This window comes from Lacinutrix himadriensis (genome assembly GCF_001418105.1).
Taxonomy (GTDB): Bacteria; Bacteroidota; Bacteroidia; order Flavobacteriales; family Flavobacteriaceae; genus Oceanihabitans; species Oceanihabitans himadriense.
Genome location: NZ_LIQI01000005.1, coordinates 1 through 24,227, shown reverse-complemented (window position 1 = coordinate 24,227; position 24,227 = coordinate 1). Strand labels below are relative to the sequence as shown.

14 protein-coding genes are annotated in these 24,227 nt (G+C 33.8%); 7 read left to right on the top strand and 7 right to left on the bottom strand.

Annotated features, from left to right (window positions below; all coding sequences use genetic code 11):
• Nucleotides 1-38 precede the first annotated feature (38 nt).
• Nucleotides 39-1,583, top strand: coding sequence for a glycine--tRNA ligase (locus AMD28_RS00155; RefSeq protein WP_055442142.1), 1,545 nt, complete (start codon nucleotides 39-41; stop codon nucleotides 1,581-1,583).
• Nucleotides 1,584-1,987: 404 nt separating this feature from the next.
• A complete protein-coding gene (locus AMD28_RS00150; protein WP_152975500.1) occupies nucleotides 1,988-2,830 on the top strand; it encodes a hypothetical protein in 843 nt (280 codons plus the stop codon).
• Nucleotides 2,831-2,883: 53 nt separating this feature from the next.
• Here the strand turns inward: AMD28_RS00150 and AMD28_RS00145 are convergent, their stop codons facing one another.
• From AMD28_RS00145 to AMD28_RS19055, 7 genes are all read right to left on the bottom strand, one after another.
• Nucleotides 2,884-3,456 carry a hypothetical protein gene (locus AMD28_RS00145; protein ID WP_055442140.1) on the bottom strand — a complete coding sequence of 191 codons (573 nt, stop codon included), beginning with the start codon at nucleotides 3,454-3,456 and terminating at the stop codon, nucleotides 2,884-2,886.
• A gap of 136 nt (nucleotides 3,457-3,592) precedes the next feature.
• Entirely contained in the window at nucleotides 3,593-5,569 is a 1,977-nt protein-coding gene (locus AMD28_RS00140; protein ID WP_055442139.1) for a heavy metal translocating P-type ATPase, read from the bottom strand.
• 21 nt (nucleotides 5,570-5,590) lie between these two features.
• On the bottom strand, nucleotides 5,591-6,736 hold the full coding sequence (locus AMD28_RS00135; protein ID WP_055442138.1) for an efflux RND transporter periplasmic adaptor subunit: 1,146 nt from the start codon (nucleotides 6,734-6,736) through the stop codon (nucleotides 5,591-5,593).
• Between the two features lie 4 nt (nucleotides 6,737-6,740).
• Nucleotides 6,741-11,054: a CusA/CzcA family heavy metal efflux RND transporter gene (locus tag AMD28_RS00130; protein ID WP_055442137.1), complete on the bottom strand. Its 4,314-nt coding sequence runs from the start codon at nucleotides 11,052-11,054 to the stop codon at nucleotides 6,741-6,743.
• Between the two features lie 66 nt (nucleotides 11,055-11,120).
• Nucleotides 11,121-11,510, bottom strand: coding sequence for a hypothetical protein (locus tag AMD28_RS00125; protein ID WP_055442136.1), 390 nt, complete (start codon nucleotides 11,508-11,510; stop codon nucleotides 11,121-11,123).
• A gap of 57 nt (nucleotides 11,511-11,567) precedes the next feature.
• Complete coding sequence (locus AMD28_RS00120) at nucleotides 11,568-14,132, bottom strand: hypothetical protein (RefSeq protein WP_338035217.1); 2,565 nt, start codon at nucleotides 14,130-14,132, stop codon at nucleotides 11,568-11,570.
• Between the two features lie 140 nt (nucleotides 14,133-14,272).
• Nucleotides 14,273-14,989 carry a hypothetical protein gene (locus AMD28_RS19055; protein ID WP_338035216.1) on the bottom strand — a complete coding sequence of 239 codons (717 nt, stop codon included), beginning with the start codon at nucleotides 14,987-14,989 and terminating at the stop codon, nucleotides 14,273-14,275.
• 133 nt (nucleotides 14,990-15,122) lie between these two features.
• On the opposite strand from AMD28_RS19055, the gene AMD28_RS00115 reads away from it, so the two are divergent.
• From AMD28_RS00115 to AMD28_RS18285, 5 genes are all read left to right on the top strand, one after another.
• The gene (locus tag AMD28_RS00115; RefSeq protein ID WP_055442135.1) at nucleotides 15,123-15,884 is read left to right on the top strand and encodes an exodeoxyribonuclease III; all 762 of its coding nucleotides are present in this window, start codon (nucleotides 15,123-15,125) and stop codon (nucleotides 15,882-15,884) included.
• A 92-nt stretch (nucleotides 15,885-15,976) separates the two neighbouring features.
• Entirely contained in the window at nucleotides 15,977-16,936 is a 960-nt protein-coding gene (locus tag AMD28_RS00110; protein ID WP_055442134.1) for an OmpA/MotB family protein, read from the top strand.
• Between the two features lie 89 nt (nucleotides 16,937-17,025).
• Nucleotides 17,026-18,063 carry an aldo/keto reductase gene (locus AMD28_RS00105; protein WP_055442133.1) on the top strand — a complete coding sequence of 346 codons (1,038 nt, stop codon included), beginning with the start codon at nucleotides 17,026-17,028 and terminating at the stop codon, nucleotides 18,061-18,063.
• Nucleotides 18,064-18,299: 236 nt separating this feature from the next.
• Entirely contained in the window at nucleotides 18,300-24,065 is a 5,766-nt protein-coding gene (locus AMD28_RS00100) for a T9SS type B sorting domain-containing protein (protein ID WP_055442132.1), read from the top strand.
• A gap of 17 nt (nucleotides 24,066-24,082) precedes the next feature.
• Nucleotides 24,083-24,227, top strand: a 145-nt coding sequence (locus AMD28_RS18285; protein WP_152975499.1) for a type IX secretion system membrane protein PorP/SprF, incomplete at its 3' end; no start/stop codon positions are given.

Sequence of the window (24,227 nt, the reverse complement as noted above, 5' to 3'; positions counted from 1 at the left end):
TTCCATTAATATGGAGTGGTTTTTTACTTTTGCAACCTATGGCAAATCAAGACGATCAATTTAAAAAAGTAATCTCTCATGCAAAAGAGTATGGTTACGTTTTCCAGAGTAGTGAAATTTACGATGGATTAAGTGCAGTATATGACTATGCTCAAAACGGAGCAGAGCTAAAAAAGAACATTCGCGACTACTGGTGGAAAGCCATGGTGCAAATGAATGATAATATAGTAGGAATAGATGCATCTATATTTATGCACCCTACAACATGGAAAGCTTCTGGCCACGTTGATGCCTTTAGTGATCCATTAATTGACAACAAAGATTCTAATAAAAGATATCGTGCAGATGTTTTAGTGGAAGACTATTGTGCTAAAATTGAAACGAAGATTGAAAAGGAAGTAAAAAAGGCGGAAAAGCGTTTTGGAGAATCCTTTAACAAAGAAGAGTTTCTAGCAACTAACGGAAGAGTATTAGGCTATCAAGAAAAAATAGACACTATTTTAAAACGTTTAGGAAAATCTTTAGAAGCAGAAGATTTAGCAGATGTTAAATTACTAATTGAAGAATTAGAAATCGCTGATCCTTTAACGGGTTCCCGAAATTGGACAGACGTGAAGCAGTTTAACCTTATGTTTGGAACCAAACTTGGTGCTTCTGCAGAAACTGCAATGGATTTATATTTACGTCCGGAAACAGCGCAAGGGATTTTTGTAAACTTCTTGAATGTGCAAAAAACAGGACGAATGAAAATTCCTTTTGGTATAGCACAAACAGGAAAAGCATTTAGAAACGAAATTGTTGCAAGACAGTTTATTTTTAGAATGCGTGAGTTTGAACAAATGGAAATGCAATTCTTTATTAAACCAGGAACACAAAAGGAATGGTTTGATAAATGGAAAGAAACCAGAATGAAATGGCATCTTTCTTTAGGAATGGGAGCAGAGAACTATCGTTTTCATGACCATGAAAAATTAGCGCATTATGCAGATGCTGCAACAGATATTGAGTTCAAATTCCCTTTCGGATTTAAAGAGTTAGAAGGAATTCACTCGCGTACCGATTTTGATTTAAAACAACACGAAGAGTTTTCTGGTAAGAAACTGCAGTATTTTGATCATGAAGAAAACAAAAGCTATACGCCTTATGTTTTAGAAACCTCTATTGGTTTAGACAGAATGTTTTTAGCGGTATTTTCTAATGCTTTAATGGAAGAAGAACTAGAAAACAATACGACAAGAACGGTTTTAAAATTACCAGCAGTTTTGGCTCCTGTAAAAGCAGCAATCTTTCCTTTAGTAAAAAAGGATGGTTTGCCAGAAGTAGCAAAACAAATTGTAGAAGATTTAAAATGGGATTTCAATGTGTTTTATGACGAAAAAGATGCCGTAGGAAAGCGTTACAGACGTCAAGATGCAAACGGAACACCATTTTGTATTACTGTAGATCATGAAACTTTAGAAAACAACACCGTTACCATAAGACATAGAGATACTATGGAACAAAAACGTGTGAAGATCGAAGATTTAAAAGACTTGATTAAAGCAGAGGTGGATGTGAAACATTGGCTAATGAAAATGAAATAATCTAATTCCTTTGAAAAAAGGAATCTTATAAATAGAACGCTCAAGCAATAATTGTTTGCGCGTTTTTTTTTTTTTTACTCAATCAAAAGCAGTATTCACTCATTGTTATTTTTAAGGATGGAAATGTTTTACGATTTTTGTAAGGTTAACTTTAATCAACGATGAGAGTCACTTTAAATCTTCTTGCTTTATTTTGTGTTTTAAATTGTTATTCCCAAAAGAATTTAGATACTATTTTTGGGGATCCAAAATCTGTTAAGGAAAAAATTGTTTTCTTAGGAAAAAGTGTACCCAAAAGACTTACTGAATACCATTCCAGTATATTTAGGGATAATTCAAGATATAAAAAAGGTTACTTAAAAACGTTCTTTAGAGATATTGATTTGAGTTACATTAATTGTAAAATGATTTATAATAAAAAAGGGTTGGTAGAGCAAGAGTTTTGGTATGACTTTTCAAATGAATTAGAAAGTAGACTTTATTATTCTTATGATAAAAATGAAAATTTAATAGAAGAAAAAGAAGTGTTTTTTGATGATGAATTTTTGTTAATAAAAAACCATTATAATACCTCAAATAAAGCGATAGCAAGCAGCTCCTATTTTAGTGAAGAACCCAATGAATTTAGTCATAGGTATTATATTCGGGATCTTAACAATAACATAATAGAAACTAAAATAATTGATGAAGATGGTGAAGATTATTCAATTGTAAACGATTTAAATGAACAACAAAAAATTATAAAAACGTATAGGAGATTTCTGGTTAATTGGAGAAGATCGAAAGGTGTGCAATTAAAGTTTAAAGAGAAAGAACGGAATATGTATGAATATGATTACGACAAAAATGGAAATAAAATACTTCAACTAAATTATAATGAATCTAGAAATAAAATTTATTCTAAACATGTTTGGAGATTTAATAATCGAAACAAATTAGTAGAATTAAAACTTTATTATAATATGATAGATACAACTAATTACAAAATGTTGAGATATAATTATAATGAAAAAGATTTAAGAATTTACGAAGAAGAAACGTCATCTAAAGATTCTACTTTCAAATCTATTAAAACATTTTATAATCAGGAGGATTATATTATAAAAACCATTGTTTTTGAAAATGGAAAAACAGAAGTTCTAAATTATAAATACAAATTCGATAAAAAAGGAAACTGGACCAAAATAATAAAAACAGTTAATAGCGAACCTCTTTATGTTTGGACTCGAAAAATAAAATACTACTAAAACAAAACCCAAACTGAAAAGCTTGGGTTTTGTTTTATAAAATAGTCTTGTGCTTAAAACCTCCAGCCAAAAGTTGCTCCTAAACGTGGTACAAACTCACTCCCAATTTTCTCGTTAGATTGAATAATATTTCTACCAACACCTCCAAATACTTCAAATAAGAATCCTTTTTTACTAACAAATTTTCCTCCAACAGCCATTCCAAAAGCTAGATTGTTAGAGGTTTCGTCCGATGTGGTGTATTCATATTGGTCAGAAATCATATTGTAATTGTATTCTTCATAGACATCATCTTGTACGTTATACATTCCAAAAGCTTCTAAGAAAAATCCCCAAGCATATTTGCTGGAAAAGTAACGTCTATAATATGGCGTGATGGCAAGTTTTTCGTTATAATAAATATCTTCCCCAGAATCGGTATCTCTTAAATTAATTAATACAGAAGCACCTATAGAAGATTCCGAATCTATTAAGTATTCATAAGAAACATCTATAGATTTAAACAAAATAAGATTAAAAGCATTTATTTTTATTTCACTGTGTTTTACTTTTTCTTCTTGTACATCTTCTTGCGCAAAAGTTGCAAAAGAGGTAAATAACAATAATCCTAAAAGGGCTTTTTTCATTGGTTTATTTTTTTATGTCACTTCGAGTGAAATTGCTTTTCTGCAATTTTGTATCGAGAAGTCGTTTTTAATTAATCAAAAGTTATACCACTAGTAGATGCGGAAAAGATGAAAAGGTTGCGTCAAAAAACTGTATTTATATGTGTTCTTTATAGGCTAATAATCGTAATGCATTTATAACCACTATAACTGTGGATCCTTCATGAAACAAAACAGCGATTCCAATATTGGTTAATCCTAAAATGGTAACAGGCACTAGTACGGCAACAACAGCTAAGCTTATAAAAATGTTTTCTTTTATAATCCGTTTGGACGCTCTGCTTAATCCGATTACAAATGGTAAATTCTCAATTTTATCCGACATTAAAGCTACATCTGCCGTTTCTAAAGCCACATCGCTTCCTGCCGCTCCCATGGCAATACTAACAGTGCTTAAGGCCATGGCTGGAGCATCATTTACGCCATCACCAACCATAGCAATTTTTCCATCTGTTGCTAGTAAGTTTTTAATAGCAGTAACTTTATCTTCTGGTAATAAATTTCCTTTTGCTTCGGTTAAACCTATTTGTTTAGCAATAGTATCTCCAACATTTTGATGATCTCCAGTAAGCATAATCATTCGTTTTATACCAATAGCGCGCAGTTTTTTAAGTGTGCCTGCAGCTGTTTTTCTTGGGACATCCATCACGCTAAGGATACCGATAATTTCCTTTTTAAAAGCCACAAGCATTACGGTATGTCCGTTTTGTAATAGGCTATCCATTTTAGTGGTGACAATATTCGTAACTGTAATGCCTTCGTCCTGCATCAATTTTAAATTACCAATAAACACTTTAGAGGTGTTGTATGTGGCTGTAATTCCTTTTCCTTGTATTGCTTCAATGTTTTTTGCAATGCCTTTAAAACTTATGCTATGTAATTTCTCGATGTCTTTTGCAATTGCTTTTGCTAACGGATGATTACTTAAGCTTTCCACTTCTAAAACGATTTGTAAAAACTCCTGTTCTTCAAAATCATTTAGTGGGATGACGTTAGTCAATTTTGGTTTTCCTTCCGTCAATGTTCCTGTTTTATCAAAGGCAATAGTGGTAATACTTCCTAAATCTTCTAAAGCCTTTCCGCCTTTAATTAAAACTCCTTTTTGTGCAGCTCTTGCAATACCACTAAGTACAGCGCTTGGCGTAGATATTGCCAACGCACAAGGACTAGCGGCTACCAAAACGGTTATTGCTCTGTAGAGGCTTTCATTAAAGGTTTCATCTATAATTAAGTAGGCAAAACACAATAATACCACTACAATGATCACAATGGGAACGTACCACTTTTCAAATTTTTTGGTTAAGCGTTGTGTTGGTGATTTTTGGGTTTCTACCTCACTTACCATTTTAATTAATCGGGCAACGGTAGAGTCTTGACTTCGTTTTAAAACATGTATTTCAAGGGTGCTATCTCCATTTATTGTTCCAGAAAATGCGATATGTTTTTTGTCGATGTCTTTAAATTCTGGTAACTTATCTAAAGTCGTAATGGCAGTTTTATCCACAGGCATACTTTCTCCAGTAATTGGTGCTTGATTGATGCTACTGTTTCCGGTTATGATTACACCATCTGCTGCTATTTTAGTGTTTGGTTTTACAACGATTATGTCGCCAATTTTTAAACTTTCAATTGGTATTTCTATTAGCTGATTTCCTTTTTTAACCAATGCTGTTTTTGGCGATAAATCACTTAAAGCTTCAATAGTTTTTTTAGCTTTATGCATCGCATAGTGTTCTAGGGCATGACCTAAACTAAATAAAAACAAAAGCAAAGCGCCTTCTGCCCAACTACCAATATAGGCTGCTCCAATGGCGGCAACAATCATTAAAAAATCAATATCAAAACCACCTTTTATGATTTTTTGATACGCTTCAATAGTTATAAAATAGCCACCAAAAAAATAAGCGATAATATAACTGAAAACCGATGTCCAAGAAGGAGCATCGGTTAGCTTTTCAACAGTAAAACCAGTAATTAAAAAAACACCACATAGTATAGCAAAATACAGTTCTGTTTTTTTTCCAAAAATTAAATTATGGCTGTGGTTGTGTCCGTCATGGTTATGGTCCTCCATAATATCTATTTTAAGTTTTGATTAGTGACTATGTCCGCTTTCACTATCATTTAAAAGCATGTTGTTGCCTTTTACTAAGATTTTTTTGTCTTTTAAAACTTCAGTATTTAGAATTTCGACATGCATTTCGGTTTGCTTTCCAAGCTCTAATTTAACTTTTTCTAATTGAAATTCCTCATCCTGTTGTTCTTCTAAAACTAAAACATAAAATGCGTCGCCAACTTCAATAATAGCTTCTTTTGGAAGTCCAATACTTTTCGTGCTATCCACAATAATATCTGCATCGACAAACATCCCAACAATAAAGTTTTCTTTATCATTATCTACGTGTCCATGCACTTTTACACGTCTCGTTTGTTCATCAATAGTGGTCCCAACTAAATGCACTTCAGCTTCAAAGGTTTTATTGGAAGCTTCAGGAATTGTAAACAGAATTTTCTGATCTTTTTTAATTTGCATAATGTCCTTTTCAAAGACCGATAATTCTAAATGAATATGGTCAATATCTACAATTTCCATAATAACATCGCTTGGTGAAACATAGGTTCCACTACTTACATAAACCTTAGTGACATGTCCAGAAATTGGTGCATATAAATTTATAGTGGAAGAAATTCGTCCTTGTTCTACACTACTCGGATTCAGATTTAACATTTGTAATTTCTTACGTAAACCATTATAATGCGCCAGGTTGCTTTTATAAGCACTTTCCGCTTTTAGATAGTTTTTTTCGGAAGTAATATTTTCTTCAAACAATGTTTTTTGTCTGTGGTATTCCGATTTTAAATAATTTAATTGCTCTGCAACTTCCAAATAATTTTGCTGAAGCTCTACAAATTCTGGATTTTCCAGGGTTACTAAAAGTTGTCCTTTTTTTACACTATCTCCAATTAATAATGGTGTTTTTGTAATATAACCACCTGTAAAAGTAGTAACGCTAGATTTGTTTTTTGGCGGTACATCTATCATGCCGTTTACTTTTACGGTTTCATTAAAATCATATGCTGCTAAGGTGCCAAATGCCATTTTTTCGCCTTCAAACTGAGCTTTTGTAATGGTTATTTCGTTATTATGTGTTTCTGTTTCCGGAACTATTTCTGCTTTTTTTTCTGAATTTCCGCAGGCTACTAAAACCAGTGAAAATAATAGGATATATATGTTTTTCATCTTTTTATAATGTTAAGTTGTTGATGGTAATTACAGTTTGGTTGTATTGATTTAATTGCTCTAAATAATTCAGCTGAATATCTTTTGCCGTCTCTAAACTTTGTATGTATTGAAAGAAATCGATTTCTCCTTCTTTAAAGGTTCTATTTGCTGTTTTTATAATTTCTTCGGAAAGCGTTTGTCCTTGCGTTTCATGATAAGTTATTGCTTCTTCATACTGCTGAAGCTTTGCTAATAAAGATTGATGCTCGGCATTTAATTGCGTTTGATAATCTTGTTTTTGTTCTGCAATAACTTCTTCCGCAATTTTGGCTGCTTTAATTTTAGAACGTTGACCTCCAAACAGAATAGGAATTTTAATCCCTAATTGATAGCCTTTAATGTTATCATTTAAACCACTGTTTGTGCCTTGAAAATATTCGGCATTTAAGTCTGGAAGTACGCTTTGCTTTTCTAGTTTTGTTTGCGCTTGTTGATAATCCATAGACGCATCAAAAACAGATAAACCAGCATTTTGAGTGACCGATAATTGTTCGACTTCTAGTTTTTCAAGCAAACCATCTGCAATAGTAATAGAATCTACTTGTACTATTTTTTTAAGTTGCTCCCTATATAAAATAACCTCTTGAAGGGATTGTTTGTAGCGTGTTTCTAATTGTTTTTGTTTCGATTTTGCCGTAATCATTTCTAGATAATTCGTTTCTCCTAATTCAAAACGACGGGCTGCTTTTCTTGCAAAATCCCGATACAAACTATCTAAATATTTATAATTTTTCGCTTTGTTTTTAGCATAGCTTAACTGATAATAATTGGCGTAAACTTGCTTTTTTATTTGCAGTAATTGCAAACTAAAATTGGCTTCTTGTACCTTCACTTTAGATTGGTTTGCTTTCTTTTCAGCAAAATAAACCGTTGGAAATTTAAAGTCTTGCGAGACACCAAAAACTTTAAGAGGTTCGTTATTTATGGCTAAATTGCTTTCGTCATAATTATAATAAATATTGGTTTTGTTAAACGTAAAAGCCGAATTTACTAAAGCGTTGGATTGATCTATTTTTAAGTTTTCCGCTTTTAAATTTGCGTTATTTTCTATTGCTAATTCTAAAGTCTGTGCAACATTTAATGGTTTGTTTTGCGCCTGAATACTAAAAGTAAACAGCAAAACAATTACAGAAGCTATTGCTTTCTTATTCATTTTAAGTTCCTTTTTTTCTTCAAACCAAGCATATAAAATAGGCAAAACAACTAAGGTTAATAGGGTAGCAGTAACCAAACCACCAATAACAACCGTTGCTAAAGGACGTTGTACTTCTGCTCCAGCATTTGTAGAAATAGCCATAGGTAAAAACCCTAAAGCTGCTGCTGCTGCTGTTAGTAAAACAGGGCGTAAGCGCTCAGAAGTTCCTTTTTTGATGCGTTCATTAATATTAGAAAAACCTTCCGCTTTAAGCTCTTTAAAATGCTCGATTAATACAATGCCGTTTAGTACTGCAATTCCGAATAATGCTATAAAACCAACCCCTGCCGATATACTAAAAGGTAAATCTCTAATCCATAATAATAGAATACCACCTACTGCAGATAACGGAATCGCAGAATACACGATTAGTGCTTCTTTTATGGAATTAAAGGCAAAATAAAGTAATATGAATATTAAAACTAAAGCCACAGGAACAGCAACTAATAAACGGTCTTTTGCACTTTGTAAATTTTCAAATTGTCCGCCATAAGTAATGGTATAACCAACAGGTAATTTTAACTTGCTCTCTATAATTTGTTGCACATCATTTACAACAGATTGTAAATCCCTGTTTCTAACATTAATACCAACCACAATACGACGTTTGGTGTCGTCTCTAGATATTTGTGCAGGTCCAGTTGTATAGCTAATTTCTGCTAATTCGCTAAGCGGAATTTTATTTCCGTTAGGCGTATCTACATATAAATTCTCAAGGCTTCCAATGTCTTTTCTATTATTTTCCTGAAGGCGCAGTACTAAATCAAAACGTTTTTCGCCTTCAAAAACACTTCCAGCAGTTTTACCCGCAAATCCCATGGAAATAACATCGTTTAAATCGGAAATATTAAGTCCGTAACGTGCAATTTTACTTCTATTGAATTTCACACTCATTTGTGGCAATCCCTCTACTTTTTCCACCGAAATATCAGCAGCACCTTCCACATTTTCAATAAGTGTTTTAATTTCATTTGCTTTGGTGGCTAAAACAGTTAAATCTTCTCCAAAAATCTTAATCGCAACATCTGCACGAACACCAGTAACCAATTCATTAAATCGCATTTCAATGGGTTGTGTAAACTCTACTTCCATTCCTGGAATTACAGCCAAGGCTTCTTTAAATTTATCCGCCAATGCATCTTTGCTTTTAGCAGAGGTCCATTCTTTTTTAGGTTTCAGTTTAATAATCACGTCACTTTCTTCCATAGACATTGGATCAGTTGGAACTTCTGCAGCTCCAATACGCGTTACTACTTGGTCTACTTCTGGGAAATTATCTAAAAGAATTTGTTCTATTCTTGTCGTGATTTCTATTGTTCTTCCAAGCGATGTTCCCGTTTTTAAAACAGGTTGAATAACAAAATCGCCTTCATCTAAAGTAGGTACAAATTCACCTCCCATTTTACTAAAAATCCAAACGCTAGAGGCTAATAAAATAGCCGATAGCACAACAACTATTCTTTTATTAGATAGAGCCCAATGAATAATAGGTTGGTAGCCTTTATTTAAAAAGTTCATTAGTCTAACCGAAATATTTTTTGGCGACTGTTTACTAGGTTTTAAAAACAACGATGAGACTACAGGAACATAGGTTAAACATAAAATCATGGCGCCAATTAAAGCAAAGCTGAAAGTCATTGCCATAGGCTTAAACATTTTACCTTCAATACCACTTAAAGATAGAATGGGAATAAATACGATTAAGATGATTAATTGTCCGAAAATAGCGGAATTCATCATTTTCGAAGCGCTTTTTAGTGTTATTTGGTCAATTTCGGCTTGTTTTTCATTTTTGCTGATTCCGGAAAGATGTGCCGCTTTGGACATGATTTGAAACGCAATAAATTCGACAATAATAACTGCGCCATCAATGATAATTCCAAAATCGATGGCACCTAAACTCATCAAGTTAGCATCTACTCCAAATTGACGCATCAAAATAATAGCAAATAATAAACTTAATGGAATCACCGAAGCAACTACTAAACCAGAACGCCAATTACCAAGTAATAAAACCACCACAAAAATTACGATTAGTGATCCTAAAATTAAGTTTTCGGCAACGGTAAATGTGGTTTTGGCAATCAGTTCGCTTCGCTCTAAAAAACCATTTATATAAACACCTTCTGGTAATGTACTTTGTATAGATGCCACACGTTCTTTAACTGTATCAATAACTTCTTTAGAGTTACCGTCTTTTAGCATCATGATTTGGCCTAATACTTTTTCGCCTTCTCCATTTCCGGTAATGGCGCCAAATCGGGTTGCACTTCCAAAGCCAACAGTAGCAACGTCTTTAATGTAAATAGGCGCACCATCATTTTTAACAACAATGTTTTTAATATCTTCTAGTGAAGCTACTAGTCCTTCGCCACGAATAAAAAAGGCTTTGTTGTTTTTTTCAATATAACCACCACCAGAAACACTGTTATTTTTTTCTAATGCTTCATAAATTTCTGCGATAGTAATATGCATGGCGGTTAGCTTGTTTGGGTTGATGGCGACTTCGTATTGTTTTAAAAATCCGCCCCAAGTATTCACTTCAACCACACCAGGAATTCCGGATAATTGACGTTTTACAACCCAATCTTGAATGGTACGTAAATCGGTGGTGGTATATGTATCTTCATAACCCGGTTTTACATCTAAAATGTATTGGTAGATTTCCCCTAAACCGGTAGTTATTGGGCCCATTTCAGGAGAACCAAAACCTTCAGGTATTTGCTCTGTAGCTGATTTGATTTTTTCAGCGATAAGCTGTCTTGGTAAAAAAGTACCTAAATCGTCGCTAAATACAATAGTAACAACAGATAGTCCGAATTTTGAGACCGAACGAATTTCTTCAACTCCCGGTAAATTAGCCATTTCTAGCTCTACAGGATAGGTTATAAATTGCTCTACATCTTGTGTAGATAAATTGCGAGAAGTGGTAATAACCTGTACTTGGTTATTGGTAATGTCTGGCACTGCGCCAATAGGTATTTTAGTTAATGAAAAAATACCAAAGCCTACAATAAAGGCCGTAAATAGAAATATGATCAGCTTGTTTTTTAAGCTGAATCTTATGATGTTTTCTAACATAATTCATAATAATTAAGAAATAATAAATGCCTGTTTTAAGTTAACAGGGTTAAGTTCTAAATTAAATTATGCGTGTTTGGGTGGTTGAAAAACAGAAGTTTTTTCGGAATCTGTTACCGTTTCGTTGTAGTGAAAATTAAAAGGAATTTCGATAAATTCGGGATAGGTAAACTCAAAATGATTAGCAATGCTAATAAAAGAAGTGTTGATGTGTGTGCACATGTGATGACTGTCCTTAAATGGTAAGTCTTCATGTTCTTTGTGGTCGTTACCATGCGCTTCTTTAGCATCTCCGTAATGTTCTGCTAAAAATTGAAAAAACGAATCACCGTACATTTCTTTATGAAATTCGGCATGGTTTAGCAATACATTAAACTTAGAAAAATCTTCTAGGTTTATGTTGAAACTCTGAAAGAGAATCAAAAAGGAATATGTAATTGCTAAAACTTTACTCATATTACGTGCTAAATTACAAAATTAGCAGAATCAAACGGTAACAAAGGTTACAAAAGGTTAAAAATAAGCTTTTAACTGAATATTTCCGGTGTGTATGGTTTTACTAGTTTCTGTATTTCTACCAAAATAACTTAAGTTTAAATCTAGGTATTTGGTTAGTTTTTTTTGTGCTAAAAAGGACCAAGTAAAGTTTTTTCCAGATTGTAAACCTTCTAGCATTTGGTAGGCCACAGGAGAATTAGCGTTTCCAGTAAATGTATTGGCAAAATAATTTAACTCTCCAGAAATAGCCATTTGTTGTTTGTTAGAAAAAGAAAAAGAAGCGCCGTATTTTTGTTGTTGCAGCGTTTCTAAATCACCAATGGTATTGTCTTTGTTGGTGTATTGATAAAACACATCAAAACGAGTATAGTCGTTTAATAAGTAAGAAAGTTTAGGGTTTAGTTGTGTTTCTTCAATCGTATAATTTTTACTTGTGTAGTTTTCGCTTTTACTTTCATTGGTATTTAAACTAGTTAAAAGATTTGCTAGCCAATTTGAGGCGAATTTATGATTAAAGAGCAGTTGGTGGCTTTTAGATTTTGCTTCCAAAGAACCAATGGTTAAAAGGTTTCTGGCGCTATTGGTTAAAAAAGTATACGATGTTGTATAATGCTGTTTTCCTCTATTAAAAAAGAAAACATTTCTAAAATTAGACTGTAAACCTAGACGCTTTTCTTCATCATCATTAAAAGGGTTGAGGTTAAAAGAATTACCATCTCGTTTTTGTTTGTTATCTGTTAAATACGAGGTTTGATTATAAAAACGAGAAAGCGTTTTCTTGAAATTATTTTCACTTGTAGACCATTGTTGCGGATTAAGCGTTAGTGTTTGGCTAAATCTATTTTGATGTGTTTTTACAAATACTTGGTTAGGAAGTAAGACTCTTATGTAAGTTCCTTGATCGGTAAATTGTGCGATTTCAAATTCCTCTAATTCTTGAATGCCATTGTTGTTATAATCAATCCAAGTGTAAGCACCTTGTCCCGCTTCTACTTCTACGTATGTAAATTCTTGTTGTGCTAGAGTTCCAGAATTGGTTTCGTAAACGGTATTCCAGTGAATTATGTTTTTAAATAATTTCTGACTGAATTGCATTCTGGAGTTTAGAGATTCTTCGTTATCTAAAGCGGCATCCACATTGTTTAGTGTTCTGTAATTTGCATAAAGCGATAGATTGGTATTCCTGTTTTGAATAATTCTAGAATCTATATAATAGGTGTTCGAGCTGTTTACCTTTTGAAGGTTGGAAGCTACCAAACTATCATTAACTCTATGTTTGTAACCAACTTCTGCAAATATTTTGGTGCTATCTCCAATTCCTGTAAAAACTTCATAGGATTTGTAGCGCTGACTTAATGCCGTAAAAGAATCGGTTTCAATGCTTTTTTGCTCGTTGTTTTCTATGGCTAGTTTTGTACCAACCCAAGCATTTTTTAAGCTATAAGTAATACGATTGTAGCTTCGTAAAAAAGTAGAATTATTTAAGTTGGATGCTGCATTTAACACACTAGAATTTGAAAGTACTTGCCATTTATTAAGTCTTAAGTCCCCAAAAAGGATATGTCTGCTTCCGTTAAAGTTTTCCGAATAATTTAAATACTCAAACTGGTATTTTGCGAATCCTTTTTCATGATGTAATGCTTGTACTCCGGAAGCAAAAAGAGTTTGATTCCCATTATTAATTACATTTTGATTGCTGGTTGGTTGCTCGATATTCCAATCGCGAATAAATTCGGCATTATACAAACGCTCGATGGTTCTAAAGTTTTCTTGAATGTAGTTGGCATCGGCAAATGCGTTATAATTCCAAAGGCTATCTTTTTTAACAATGGCTTGTTCTACTTTTATTTTGGCAGCAAAACCGTCATTATTAGTATCATCAATATTAGAAAAGAGGTTTAAATCATTTTTACTTCCGGCAACTTCAAAGCCAATATTCGTTTTTTCGCTTGGTGCATAGTTTCCGTTAATAACGGCTATTTGTAATTTATTGGGAGCCACCAGTCTTGTAATAGGTTGGTAATTTCCTTGACCTATGCCAACATATTCATAAATAGTACTGATGGCATTAATACTACTCACTATGTAATCTCCTTGATTATCGCCAACCAAAGAAAAGTTTACACTAAATAGTTCGTCGTCTTCATTATTAGAAAATACAAAGGTTTCCACGCCATTTACGATTTCCTTTTTATATAAAATTCTATTTTCGTTATACGCTTCAGGAGTTGCGGAAGGTGCAGTCATGAGTGTTTCATCATCTCCAGCATTTGCTAGAATTTCTACTTGCACTGTAGATAGGTTTTGCTGTAGCGGATTGTTTTTTGCATCATTCTCGCTATAAATAGAAACGCCAAGTTTTAGTTTTTCGCTTTCGTAATTACTTCCTCCATAAACCACTAATCTAGAATAGTTTCGTTCGCTGTATTGATAATCTACAGTAATTCGCATTTCGCTGGTAATAGGAAATGTGGAGTTGAAAATAATTTCACCAGCGTTATAATTAATAATATAATCGCTGTTTTCTCCTCGCTCTAGGGCAATTCCGTTAACGTAAACAATTTCACTACCAGAAACCACAAGTACAAATAATTCGCCACTAGGACCACGAAGTTTATACGGACCTTGATTCCCTTCTTGCGCGGTAAATTGGCTAGAAGTAAATTGGCCTCTAACAATGGCACCTGCAGCAAAAATATTGGTTTTAGAATCGGAATGATTTATAGTTGCGCCAAGCGAAAGCCCTTGTACGCGTTTCGAAAATTAGCAAAAGCAGATCGTGTATTTTGAAGATCTACGTCACCAGCGCGAATTTTCCAATTGTCGCTAAAAAGTTCTACAAAAACTTGATCAAATTCATCTAATCGTTGGGAGTAACCACTTTCTTGTAAAGGTATATTCGCATCTTGAATAGAAGCTCTTAAGGAAACTTTGTCATTCAGTTTTCCTGTGATTTGTAAATCTAATTCACTGTTTAAAACCGAGTTTTGATTGTTTCCAATAATAACACCACGAGAAATGCTTCCAGAAGTGGTTAAACCATCAAAAGGGGTAAAAGTATTGGTTTCGCTAGATTGTTTGATTTTGTATAATTGCTGTTGGTTTTCGGTGCTTTGTACAATGATTTTATCGTCTAACTGCTTATAGGTTTTAGTTAAAAATTCTGGGTATTTTAAATAATCAATAATTATAGAATCTGTTTCTATCGGTTTTTTAAAAGTAAGGACGGCTTTTTCAAAATCTATGGTATAGTATGTAGAATCTATTACCGAATTGTCTTTTCTTTTAATACTAAAGTGCGCCGAATTTATACTCACGCTATCTATGGCAATAGTATCTTTTACCACAACGGTTTTCGTTTTGTAGTTAGATTGTTGATCTTGTGCAAAAGCAGCAAAACCAATAAAAAATATAAAAAGAAAGTAAATAAACTTCATGCGATACTAAAACTGCAAAATACCTAAAATATTTTGTTGATAGTTTTTTGTTAAAAGGACATTAATATAATAGTGTAAATGTAAAGCATTATTTATTTTAGCTGAAACATAACTTTTTTAAAATAAAAATCTCTTGAAAATAATCTCATACAACGTAAACGGAATTCGTGCAGCACTAAAAAAAGACTTTATAGGATGGCTTAAAGCTGCAGATCCAGATGTGATTTGTTTGCAAGAAATAAAAGCAATGGAAGAGCAACTGGATATAGATGTTTTTGTTGAAGCTGGTTACAAGTATAATTATTGGTTTTCTGCGCAAAAGAAAGGATATAGTGGCGTTGCTATTTTAAGTAAAACCGAACCAGATCATGTGGAGTTTGGAACAGGAATAGAGTCTATGGATTTTGAAGGGCGTAACATTCGTGCCGATTTTAAAGGTGTTTCTGTAATGAGTTTGTACTTGCCATCGGGAACTAATGCTGCAAGATTGGAGCATAAGTTAGAATACATGGACATGTTTCAGGAGTATATAAATAATCTAAAAAAGGAAATTCCTAACCTAGTTATCTGTGGTGATTATAATATATGTCATGAAGAAATAGATATTCATAACCCGAAAATGAAAGGCGTTTCCGGATTTCTTCCTATAGAAAGAGAATGGATTGGTAGTTTTATTGATAACGGATTTACGGATGCTTTTCGTTTTATTCATCCTGAAAAACAAGCATATAGCTGGTGGAGTTATCGTGCAAATTCTAGAGCGAATAATAAAGGTTGGCGTTTAGATTATACGATGGTTTCCAATCCGATAAAAGAAAAAATAAAAAGAAGCGTTATCCTTCAAGAAGCTGTGCATAGTGATCATTGTCCGGTTTTAGTAGAAATAGATAAATAGTTGTCCGTTTACAGTTGCAGTTATCAGAATAACACTTCTGCAAACAGGATACGGAGACTGAAAATTTTATAATTAGTAAACCCAAATATAATATGAAAAGGAAAATAGTATTAATAGCAATTGCCACAATTTTAATCTCATCATGTGTTTCGCCTAAAGTCTATAAAGATTTAGAAAGTAAGTATGCACACTTGAAAAAGGAGAATAGAAAACTTTCTGATGCAAACGAATCGCTATTAGGAGCAAATAATAAAACCGAAAACGACTACGCAAAACTGAAGAGCGATTATGATGCAGCTATTGCAAATCGCGATAAATTACAAGCAGATTACAATGCTTCTAAAACGAATCTTGAAAATTTAAAAGCTTCTTATGATGCTTTAGAAAAAAACAGTTCTGCTTCATTAGCCGAAAATTCTCAAAAAAACAGAGAGTTATTAGCGCAATTAGAGGCTAAAGAACAAGCTTTACAAGCAGAAAATACTAGACTTGAAAAATTGAAAAGCGAATTAGAACAACGTTCTAATAGAGTTGCGGAATTAGAAAATGTGATAGCATCCAAAGATGCAGCAATGACGCAACTAAAAAATGCAATCTCTAAAGCTTTAACCGATTTTGAAGGAAAAGGTTTAACGGTAGAGCAACGTGACGGAAAAGTATATGTGTCTATGGAAAACAAACTTCTTTTTCAATCTGGTAGTTGGGCAGTTGGTGTACAAGGAAAAAAAGCGGTACAACAATTAGGAACTGTTTTAGGGGAAAATCCAGAAATTGCGGTTTTAATAGAAGGACATACAGATAATGTACCATATACAGGAACTGGGCAAATTTCAGGAAATTGGGATTTATCGACTAAACGTGCTACGGCGATTGTAAATATATTAAGAGAAAATAATGCGATTAATCCGGAAAACTTAACAGCAGCTGGAAGAGGAGAATTTGCACCAATTGCTGGTAATGATACTGCCGAAGGAAAAGCAAAAAACAGAAGAATTGAAGTTATTTTGACTCCGAAGTTAGATGAAGTATCAAAACTTTTAAAAGATATTTAGTGTCATTGCGAGGAGTATTAACGACGTGGCAATCTGTTAAAATAAACGTTTAACTAAAATGAGATTCCTGCTTTCGCAGGAACTAAAAGATGAAATACACAACACTACCAAACACCAATATTAAAGTAAGTAAAATTTGTTTAGGTACCATGACTTGGGGAAACCAAAACACCCAAGACGAAGGTTTTGAACAAATGGATTACGCATTAGATCAAGGAGTGAATTTCTTTGATACCGCAGAATTGTACCCAGTTCCAGCAACAGCAGAAACCTATGCCGAAACAGAACGTATTATTGGTAATTGGTTTAAGAAATCTGGAAATAGAGATAAAGTAGTCTTAGCATCCAAAATTGCAGGACCTGGAGATTATACGGCGCACATTAGAACGAATGGGTTTCAACCCGAAGCAATTAAAGATGCCGTAAATAAAAGTTTAGAGCGTTTACAAACAGATTATATCGATCTATATCAGTTACATTGGCCAGAAAGACAAACCAATACTTTTGATACTAGAGATTATGTGCATAACCCAAACGATAAGTGGCAAGATAATTTTAAGGAAGTCTTACATACTTTAGATGAAATTGTAAAAGAAGGGAAAATTCGTCAAGTAGGAATCTCTAATGAAAAAGCTTGGGGAGCCATGCGTTATTTAGAAGAGTCTAAAAAGTATAACTTGCCAAGAATGGTAACCATTCAAAATGCGTACTCTTTATTAAATCGTGTTTTTGAAGGAGACATGGCGGAAGTAGCAATGCGTGAAAATATAGGTTTATTGGCATATTCTCCAATGGCATTTGGAGTACTATCTGGAAAGTATATAAAAGGTACAGCGGCAGATAATGCAAGGTTGAAATTGTTTCCAAGGTTTAAAAGATATAGTAGTGATTCTTGTACAGAAGCTACGAAGCAGTATTTAAAAATAGCAGAAGAAAATAATATAAGTCTTGCGCAAATGTCTTTGGCTTTTGTAACACAACAGCCTTTTGTTACTAGTAATATAATAGGAGCTACTAGTATGGCACAGTTAAAAGAGAATATTAATAGTATACATGTCGAGCTAGATGATGTTATTTTAAAGCAGATAAAAGCAGTTCATGATATAATTCCAAATCCAACAGCATAACCTGTTTGCAGAAACCCCTTACTTGTTAATATTTTAAACTTTTTATCGTGAAAATACGTATTTAATCTATTAAAGTAAAGTTAATTTATTAGGGCTAATCTTTTTTTATACTTTAGGAAATTAATTGAAGCATCAAAGTTTATACGGTGTTTTGTTAAAAAAAATCAATTAAACATAATGATTTGTATACCAACAAATTGGATGTTTAGTAATTAGTAACTAACCTTAATCATAAAATGAAAAAAATTACCCTTTCACTCTTATTTGGGCTAATATCCTTTTTAGGATTTTCTCAAATAGGACTAGTAGAAAATTTTGATTCTGGCTTTACTTTGCCTGCGGGCTGGACAAGCCCAGGAAATATCTACGCTGTTTCATTTAATCAAAACTGTGACGGTAGATCTATTAGAGCTATTTTAGATGATACTACTTTAAATGCACAAATCACATCGCCAAATGTGTTTGGACAATCAAACGGGACAGATTTAACCATCTCGTTCGATTATAAAATAGTAGATTGGTCGGAAGCATTAACAGCAACTCCAGCAGGTTGGGGAGAGATGTTCGTTCAGTATTCTACAGATGATGGAATAACTTGGGTAACTATTGAAACTATTAATGATACAAATCATGTAACTTCAAATACTTGTGTAAACTGGTCTATAGTAGTACCATCAGCAAGTTTACCTGTTGGTTCCGATTTTAAATTACGTGTAGACACAAACAGAGTTGCGCAAGCATATTATGTTTATCTAGATAATATTTCAGCAACTCAAGTAGTTGCAAATCCACCTTCTTGTGTGAATTTGATTACTCCTGCTAATGGTAGTATTGGAGTTTCTATTAATACCGATTTAGAATGGTCTAATGCAACAGGAATTCCTACAGGTTATCTTTTAAATGTAGGTACAAGTTCTGGAGGGGTAGACATTGTAGATGGAGAAAACACTGGTTTGTCAACAACATATGATTTACCAGTTTTAGAATATGCAACCACGTATTATGTAAATGTTACTCCTTTTAATGCTAGTGGAGAAGCAACAGGTTGTTCTGAATTTTCATTTACTACAGGAGCAGATCCTGACGGACCAGTAAATTGTGCTTCAGGAGCACCTATTAATACCGTATATTGTTATGAAAGTTTAGATACTACTTTTTTCAGTTTTACGAGTTCTGATGGTTCCCCTTTATTTTTACAGTTTAATGCTGGTGAAATAGAAGTAGGAGATGATGGTATTACTATTTATGACGGTACAAATACTTCAGGGCCTGTCTTATTTACAGGAGATAACGGTGGTGATTTTACAGGATTATCTGTAACCGCTACTAGTGGAGATATTTATATTACAATTCAATCCGATGGATTTACAAGTTGTCAATCTGGTATGGTATTATGGGATTTTGATGTATTCTGTGTAGATACTACAGCATTACCAAATTGTGATGCAGTATTAAATAATCCAAATAATGGAGATATTAATGTAGATCCAGATACAAATATCAATTGGTTACCTGCAAGTATTTTGGTAACAGGTTATGAGATTTCTGTGGGAAGCACTCCAGGTGCAACAGATATTGCTAATAGTATTGATGTTGGAAATGTTACTTCTTGGAATCCTCCAGCGACATTAGCATTTTTAACCACATACTACGTAACTATAAGACCATATAACAATAATGGATTTGCAGAGAATTGTAATGAGCAAATCTTTACAACTAGCGATGATCCAAATGCACCTATAGATTGTGATTCTGGTGCACCTAGAAATACCGTGTTTTGCTATGAAAATAATGATACTACAGAGTTTACTTTTGTAAGTAGTTCTGGAGCGCCATTATTTGTGATTTTTCACTCGGGAGAGACAGAAAATAATTATGATGCATTAGTGGTTACAGATTCTGATGGATCTAATATTTATTCAGGTTATGGAACTAGTGGAAATCTAGCAGGACTTACATTCACTTCTTCTGGTGATACGATAACTGTCGGTGTAACTTCAGATAATAGTGTTATTGGATGTGGTGGTAATCCATGGAATTTCAGCGTGTTTTGTGTAGATACTACTATTCCTCCAAATTGTGATGCTGCTTTAGCAACACCTGCAAATGGAGAGATTGGTGTAGAAATTGATACCGTAATAAGTTGGACTCAAGCTTCAATATTTGTTACTGGTTATGTGCTTTCAGTAGGAACTACTCCAGGAGGTACAGATGTTATAGATAATGTAGATGTAGGAAATGTTCTAACGTATACTCCAGCTGCAGATTTAAATTATGAAACAACATATTATGTAAGCATTACACCATATAACACAAATGGGAATGCTACTGCTGGTTGTGTCGAAGAAAGTTTTACAACTAAAAATGACCCAAATCAGTTTATAGACTGTTCTACAGACCAAGTGGTTAATACCGTATTCTGTTATGAAAATAACGATACTTCAGAATTTAGTTTTACCAGTTTAGATGGTTCTCAAATAGTGATTGTATTTAATTCAGGAACAACGGAAAACAATTGGGATGAATTAGTAGTTACAGATTCTGACGGAACTATTTTATATAATGGTTATGGAAATAATGGTGACCTTACAGGATTAGTATTTGTGTCTTCAGGAGATAATATAACTGTAGGAGTAACTTCTGATGGTATTTTTGTAAACTGTACGAATGATCCTTGGGATTTTGATGCTTTATGTTTAGATACAACGGCTGTACCAAATTGTGATTCTGTATTAACAGCACCTGTAGATGGAGCTTTTGATGTAGAACTAAATACAGATATTAGTTGGACTCCAGCAAGTATTTTTGTAACCGGTTACAATGTTACTATTGGGTCAACACCAGGAGGAAATGATATCGCAGATAATGTAGACGTAGGAGATACTACAACATATACACCTACAGCAGTACTAGATTATGAAACAACATATTACGTTTCTATTGTACCTTATAATGCTAATGGTCCAGCAACAGATGGATGTATCGAAGAAAGTTTTATTACAAAACCAGATCCTAATACAATAATAATTTGTGATGAATGTCCATTAGTTCGTAACTATTGTTATGAAAATAATGACACGAATGTTTTTATGTTTACAAGTCAAACAGGAGGGCCTGTAGTAATTACATTTAATTCTGGTCAAGTAGAAAATAATTGGGATGAACTTATTGTTTTAGACTCTGATGGTGTTACAAATTTAAATGCAGCTACTCCTTATGGAAATGGCGGTGACATTAGTGGTTTACAATTTACCTCTACAGGTAGTTCATTGTCTATACAGGTACAATCAGATGGTTCTGGAAGTTGTTCAAGTGGATCACAAGAATCTATGGAATACACGGTGAGATGTCAATCTTATATCGTTCAAGAAGCTACCTATACTATTGTTCCAGATTGTGAAAATGGAGAGTTTTATGTGGATGTAGATGTAACTAACTTAGGAAGTTCAGGTTCGGTTACAGTTACAGATAACCAAGGTAGTCCAAGTCAAGAGGCAACAACACAAGGTGTTTTAACTTTCGGTCCTTATCCAGATGGAGGTGTAATAGAAGCTGTTATTTTTACGGCACCAACTTCTAACTTAACATGTACGGTTAGTAGTGAGCCTTTTTCTTTTGTTTGTCCGTTACCAGTAGTACAATGTCCTATTATTAACGCGGGAGATGATTTAAGTATTACTTGTGCAGATACCGTAGAATTATCAGCAGCCTTTATGGCTTTTGGTCAAGACACTAGTTCTTACCAAATAAATGCTTTAGATTGTCCTACACCACCAGCTTCTGGAGGTACACCAACAAGTTTATTTATTGATGATTCTTGGACAGATCCTATTAACTTAAGTTTTGAATTTTGTTATTTTGGAGAAGTTTATGATCGTGTGCAAATTGGAGCAAATGGAGCGTTACGTTTCGAGATCGATGTTATCGATGTTGGACCGGGAACTAATGCTTGGAACTTAAATGAAGGAGAAGGATTACCTAATAATACAAACCCAACCTTAGCAGAAGGTAATATATTTGGTGTTTGTCATGATATTGATCCTAGTGTTTGTGGTGATATTAATTATACTATTGCAGGTACAGCACCAGCGAGACAATTTATTATCAACTTTACAGATATATGTCATTTCGGATTTCAATGTAATAGCTTAACATCGTCAACGCAAATCATATTATATGAGTCTTCAAATGCTATTGATATTAATGTCTTTGAAAAACCAGTTTGTTTAGATTGGAATGGCGGCTTAGCAGTTACAGGAATTCAAAATAATGCAGGTGATATTGCTTACGTACCACCAGGAAGAAATACAGGTGTTTGGGCAGCAAATAACGAGTTTTGGAGATTTACTCCTTCTCAAGGGGATCCAAATTATAGCTTCGAATGGTTTGATGGTACTACTTCTTTAGGTAATGAAGAAGTTATTACAGTTTCACCAACAGAAACAACTACATATACTGCAGCAATTACTTATGAACTTTGTAGTGGAGGAACTGCTACAATTACAGATGATATAGTAGTTGAGTTTTTAGGAGATCAAGCAGATGATGCAACTATAGCTATGGATGCTACATGTGATGGAGGTACAGCAACAATTACTGGTACTCTAGGTGGCGTATTTACTTTTAATCCAGTACCAGGAGATAGTGCACAAATTGATCCAGCAACAGGTTTAGTAACAGACGGTGTTGCAGGAACAACATATACCGTAGAGTATACAACAACTGGAGCATGTCCAGATACAAGTACAGCAGATGTTACTGTTTTAATTACAGATGATGCTACATTTACCATGTTAGATACATGTGACGGTGGTACTGTAGATACAGTAACAACTCCAGGAGGAACGTTTGCTTTCCAATCCCCAGCACCAACAGATGGAGCAGTAATTAATGCTTCAACTGGAGCTGTAACCGGAGGAACTGCAGGAGTAACTTATACTATAGAGTATACTACGTCTGGTGTTTGTCCAGCAACAAGTATGCAATCGGTAACTGTTTTACCATCAGAAGATGCTTCATTTACTATGACAGCAGCATGTGACGGAGCAACAGCTACTATAGATGGTGATACAGGAGGAACATTTGCTTTCGATCCATTACCAACAGATACAGCAGTAATAGATGATACAACAGGAATTGTTACTGGATTACCAGGAACTACTTATACGGTAACGTATACAACATCTGGAGTTTGTCCAGAAACTACTACAGAAACGGTAACTGTTTTACCAGAAGAAGATGCTTCATTTACAGTGATAGCGTCTTGTACAGGAGGAACAGTAACAATAGATGGAGATACAGGAGGAACATTTGCTTTCAACCCAGCACCAAGTGATGGAGCTGTAATTAATGGTATGACTGGAGAAGTTACTAATGGAACAACAGGAGAAACATATTCTATAGAGTATACAACTGCTGGAGTTTGCCCAATGTCAAATATCGAAAGTCTAACCTTACTTACAGATGTATTCGACTTTACTGTAAACGGTGATTGTAACGGAGCTATTTATGAGTTAACTATCGACCCAATAAATAATGGTTATGATGCAAACACTGTGACTTATGCGCTATATGATGATATGAACACTTTATTACAAACAAACACCGTTGGTGATAACGTATTTGTAATAGATGAAAGTATCTTTACAGCACCAATGTCTGGAAGTACATACAATTATATTGTAGAGGTTTCTGATAATAGTGGTTGTGTGGAAACAAATGAAGTACTAGTAGAAAGTATTAACTGCGTTATCTCACAAGGTATATCTCCTAACAATGATGATAAAAATGATAGTTTCGATTTAAGAGGATTTGAAGTAAGTCGATTAGAAATTTTTAACAGACATGGTGTAAAAGTATATTCAAAAACAAACTATACAAATGAATGGCATGGTCAATCGGATGCTGGAGATGAACTTCCTGTAGGAACTTATTTCTATCTGATGGAATACCAAGGAAACAAGACCAAAACATCTTGGATATATTTAAATAGAGAAAACTAATAAACTAATTAATTAAAATGAAAAAAATATATATTATTCTCGCATTCTTGTTTGTGGTTCAAATGCAAGCGCAACAAGATCCGCAGTACACACAGTATATGTATAACATGAATGTTATTAATCCAGCATATGCAGGTTCTTATGAAGGAGTTGCTATTGGTA